This is a genomic window from Verrucosispora sp. SN26_14.1 (assembly GCF_004307965.1).
Taxonomy (GTDB): domain Bacteria; phylum Actinomycetota; class Actinomycetes; order Mycobacteriales; family Micromonosporaceae; genus Micromonospora.
The window spans coordinates 1-4,006 of sequence record NZ_SISL01000509.1 but is presented as its reverse complement, the minus strand read 5'-3'; the positions used below and the strand labels follow the sequence as shown (position 1 = coordinate 4,006).

General features: G+C 72.7%; 5 protein-coding genes and 1 pseudogene. 5 read left to right on the top strand and 1 reads right to left on the bottom strand.

Going from position 1 to position 4,006, the window contains the following annotated elements:
• The 5 genes from EYA84_RS28060 to EYA84_RS28040 all read left to right on the top strand — a co-directional run.
• On the top strand, positions 1-689 hold a 689-nt coding region (locus EYA84_RS28060; RefSeq protein ID WP_201272502.1), incomplete at its 5' end, for a permease.
• Positions 686-1,468, top strand: coding sequence for a TIGR03943 family putative permease subunit (locus EYA84_RS28055; protein WP_131056897.1), 783 nt, complete (start codon positions 686-688; stop codon positions 1,466-1,468). The genes EYA84_RS28060 and EYA84_RS28055, both read left to right, overlap by 4 nt.
• A 10-nt stretch (positions 1,469-1,478) precedes the next feature.
• The gene (locus EYA84_RS28050) at positions 1,479-2,309 is read left to right on the top strand and encodes an alpha/beta fold hydrolase (RefSeq protein ID WP_131056896.1); all 831 of its coding nucleotides are present in this window, start codon (positions 1,479-1,481) and stop codon (positions 2,307-2,309) included.
• 94 nt (positions 2,310-2,403) lie between these two features.
• Positions 2,404-3,153: a sugar isomerase domain-containing protein gene (locus EYA84_RS28045; RefSeq protein ID WP_131056894.1), complete on the top strand. Its 750-nt coding sequence runs from the start codon at positions 2,404-2,406 to the stop codon at positions 3,151-3,153.
• A gap of 89 nt (positions 3,154-3,242) precedes the next feature.
• Positions 3,243-3,743, top strand: coding sequence for a DUF6328 family protein (locus EYA84_RS28040; protein WP_131056892.1), 501 nt, complete (start codon positions 3,243-3,245; stop codon positions 3,741-3,743).
• Between the two features lie 68 nt (positions 3,744-3,811).
• Here the strand turns inward: EYA84_RS28040 and EYA84_RS28035 are convergent.
• Positions 3,812-4,006 (bottom strand): annotated as a pseudogene (locus EYA84_RS28035) (hypothetical protein); the annotation flags it as partial.

Here is a 4,006-nt window from a genome sequence, read left to right as displayed (position 1 = left end):
CAGGTGTGGTGCTGCCGGGCTGCGAGTGCGGGTCGGTGCCGATCGCGGGCTCGCTGATCCGCCGGGGCGTCACGCCGGCGGCGGCCCTGGCCTTCCTGCTGGCCGCCCCGGCGGTCAACCCGATCGTGCTCGTCGCCACGGCGGTCGCCTTCCCCAACAATCCGGAGATGGTCCTCGCCCGGGGGGTCGCCAGCCTGATCGTGGCAATGATCATGGGGTGGCTCTGGCTGCGGCTCGGTCGCACCGAGTGGATCAAGATGCCGCGTCGCCCGGAGCTGGACGATCCCCGGCGGAGCCGGGCCTTCTGGGCCGCCGTCCGGCACGACGTCACCCACGCCGGTGGCTTTCTGGTGCTCGGCGCGATGGCCGCCGCCAGCATCAACGTGCTGGTGCCGGAACGCTGGCTCCAGACCCTGGCGGACAACGCCTGGCTGTCGATCCTGGCGCTGGCGCTGCTGGCCGTCCTGCTCTCGCTCTGTTCCGAGGCGGACGCCTTCGTCGCGGCCTCGCTGTCGCAGTTCTCCCTCACGTCCCGACTGGTCTTCCTGGTGGTGGGGCCGATGGTCGACCTCAAGCTGATCTCGATGCAGGCCGGTGTCTTCGGCCGGCGGTTCGCCTTCCGGTTCGCGCCGGCCACGTTCGCGGTCGCCCTGCTGATGGCCACCGGAGTCGGGATGGTGCTGCTGTGAATCGACAGGCGCAAGCGGTGATCCTGCTGCTACTCGGCGGGGCGGTGATCCGGGCCAGCGTCACCGACCTCTATCTGCGGTACGTCAAGGAGGGCCTGCGCCCGTTCCTGATCGCCGCCGGTCTGCTGCTCGTGGTCGCCGCGGTGATGACCCTCTGGCACGAACTGCGTCCCTCCGCGCCCCGCGCGACGGCCCCGACCGGCGGCGGGTCCACCGGCCCGGTGGGCGGTCCCGCCCCGGTGGCGACGGGCCAGACCGACGAGCACGACGACCACGGCCACCACGAGCCCCGGATCGGCTGGCTGCTCATCCTGCCCGTGCTCGGGCTGCTGCTGGTCGCCCCGCCGGCCCTCGGGTCGTACGCGGCGGGGCAGGCCGGCACCGCGCTGAACGCCCCCCGCGAGTCCGACTACCCGCCCCTGCCGGACGGCGACCCGGTGCAGGTCAGCGTGCTCGACTACGCCTCCCGGGCACTGTTCGACCGGGGCACCTCGATCGGTGACCGGCGGGTGGTCCTCACCGGGTTCCTCGCCACCGGTGCCGGTGGCGAGCCGATCCTCGCCCGGATGGTGCTCTCCTGCTGCGCCGCCGACGGTCGGCCGATCAAACTCGGGCTCACCGGTGACGTGCCGGTCGGGCTGCCCAACGACAGTTGGGTCGAGGTGGTCGGCCGCTACAGCGACCGGATCGGCCGGGACCCGGTCAACGACGCCGAGATCCCGTACCTGGAGATCGAGTCGTGGCGGCAGGTGCCGGTGCCCAAGCGTCAGTACGAGTAGCGTTCCGGACATGCAGGTCGACGCCCGAGGTCTACGGTTCGAGATCCACCCCGGCGGCCCCGACTCGGGTGACCCGGTGCTGCTGCTGCACGGCTTCCCCCAGCACTCGGGCGAGTGGGACGCGCTGGCGCCCGTCCTGCACGGCGCGGGCCTGCGCACGTACGCGCTGGACCAGCGGGGCTACTCGCCGCAGGCGCGGCCGACCGAGGTGGCGGCGTACCGGCTGGGGGAGTTGGTCGCCGACGCGGTGGCGGTGCTCGACGCCCTCGGCGTGACGCGGGCGCACGTGGTCGGCCACGACTGGGGCGCCGTCGTCGCCTGGGCGCTCGCCGCCGGCCACCCCGACCGGGTACGCACGCTCACCGCGGTCTCCGTGCCGCACCCGGCCGCAATGGCGCACGCGTTGGCCCACGACCCGCAGCAGAAGGCGCGCTCGGCGTACATGCTGCTGTTCCGGCAGCAGGGCATGGCCGAGAAGACGCTGCTGGCCCTCGACGCACTCGGGTTGCGGCGGCTGTTGCGCGACGTCGGTGACGACGCCCGGGTGGCCGCGTACGCCGACCCGCTGCGCGAACCGGGCGCGCTCACCGCGGCGCTGAACTGGTACCGGGCGATGTCCCGCTCCGAGCTGGCGGCGGTCGGCCCGGTGTCGGTACCGACCACCTTCGTCTGGAGCGACCGTGACGTCGCCATCGGACGGACCGCCGCCGACGCCTGCGCCGCACACGTGACCGGTGACTACCGTCTCGTCGAGCTGTCCGGCGTCAGCCACTGGATCCCGGACGAGGCGCCCACGCCGTTGGCCGAGGCGATCCTGGCCCGCGCCCGCCCGACCGCCTGACGGGCCGCCCGACCGACCGGACGGCTGTACGGGCCGTGCGGGAAGCTGGTCGGGGTCGTCGGGTGGCGGCGATCCGAGGGAGGCGGGAGAGAGCATGACGCTGAGTGCCGAGGGCTACCTGGCCGAGGTGACCGCGACGATGACCCGGGTGGCGGGCAGCCAGCGGGAACAGGTGGCCCGCGCGGCCGACCTGATCGCCGAGGCGATCCGGGCCGACGGGGTGGTGCACGCCTTCGGTACCGGCCACTCGGAGGCCCTGGCGATGGAGATCGCCGGCCGGGCCGGCGGGCTGGTGCCGACCAACCGGATCGCCCTGCGGGACCTGGTGCTGCACGGCGGGGAGCCGGTCGACGTGCTGGGCCCGAAGCTGGAGCGGGACCCGTCGGTCGCGCACCGGCTCTACGCCCTCGCCCCGATCGGCCCGCGTGACGTCTTCGTGCTCGCCTCGAACTCGGGCGTGAACGGGGCGATGGTGGAGTTCGCCTCGCTGGTCGTCGCGCGGGGCCATCCGCTGGTCGCGATCACCTCCGCCGCGCACTCGGCCCGGATGGAGTCCCGCCACCCGTCCGGGCGCAAGCTCGCCGACTTCGCCGACGTGGTGCTGGACAACGGTGCCCCGTACGGGGACGCGACGCTGCCACTGCCGTCCGGCGGCGCGGTGGGCGCGGTCTCCTCGATCACGGCGGCGTTGCTGGCCCAGCAGATCGTGGTCGAGGTGGTGGCCCGGTTGGTGGCCGCCGACGAGCAGCCGCCGGTCTACCTGTCGGCCAACATCGCCGGTGGCGACGCGCACAACGACGCGCTGGAGGCCCGTTATGCAGGGCGGATTCGGCGCGGTTCCTGAGTCGGTTTCGGGTCGTGCGCGGCGGGGCATCTGCGTTCCGCCGGTCGGGCGTGCCGACCGGGTGGAGCGTGTTCCCTCGGAGGTTCGCGGTGTCCAAGGAGACCGAGAAGCAGCGCTGGCAGCGGAACTTCGCTGACCTGCTTCAGGAGTTACGGGTCGCGCAGACCGGCGTACAGATTCTCTTCGCCTTCCTGCTCACCCTGCCGTTCAGTAACGGTTTCACGCGTACCACGGAATTCCAGCGCGACGTCTACGTCGTCGCGCTGATCGCGGCGGCCGGCGCCACCGCGATGATCATCTCGCCGGTGGCGTTCCACCGGGCCCTGTTCCGTCAGGGCCGCAAGCCGGAGCTGGTGCAGTTCGCCCACAAGATGGCCAGCGCCGGTCTCGCCTTCATGCTGGTCGCGATGGTCAGCTCGGTACTGCTGATCACCGATTTCGTGCTCGCCCGGCCGATCGCCTTCCTGCTCAGTGCGGTCACCGGCCTGTGGTTCCTCACGTTCTGGGTGATCCTGCCGTTCAGCCGTCGTAACTGGGGGGACGACGACATCGACGACGAGGAGGACCCGAGCGGGCTCTCCCCGGGCTGAACGCTGCCTCCCTCCGTCGATCATGGAGTTGTGGTTGACCTTCGGCCCCGGGATGCGGCAGGCGGGGGTCAGCGGTGGGGGTCGTGGAGGCCCAGGCGGCGGAGTTCGAGGGCGGCCAGGGCGTTGACGGTGGCGTCGTCGCCCTGGCGCCACGCCTCGGCGACGTCCGGGGAGATCCGGGTGAGCTTGCGCAGCGGCTGACCGGCCAGGGCGCGCAGGGCCAGCAGGTCCCGGCCGGCGGGGGCGGCGGCCAGATGCCAGCT

What these genes read in the sequence shown, in the direction of transcription:
- EYA84_RS28050 (WP_131056896.1), top strand. Translation starts at nt 1,479, where the DNA reads ATGCAGGTCGACGCCCGAGGTCTACGGTTCGAGATCCACCCCGGCGGC.
- EYA84_RS28045 (WP_131056894.1), top strand. Translation starts at nt 2,404, where the DNA reads ATGACGCTGAGTGCCGAGGGCTACCTGGCCGAGGTGACCGCGACGATG.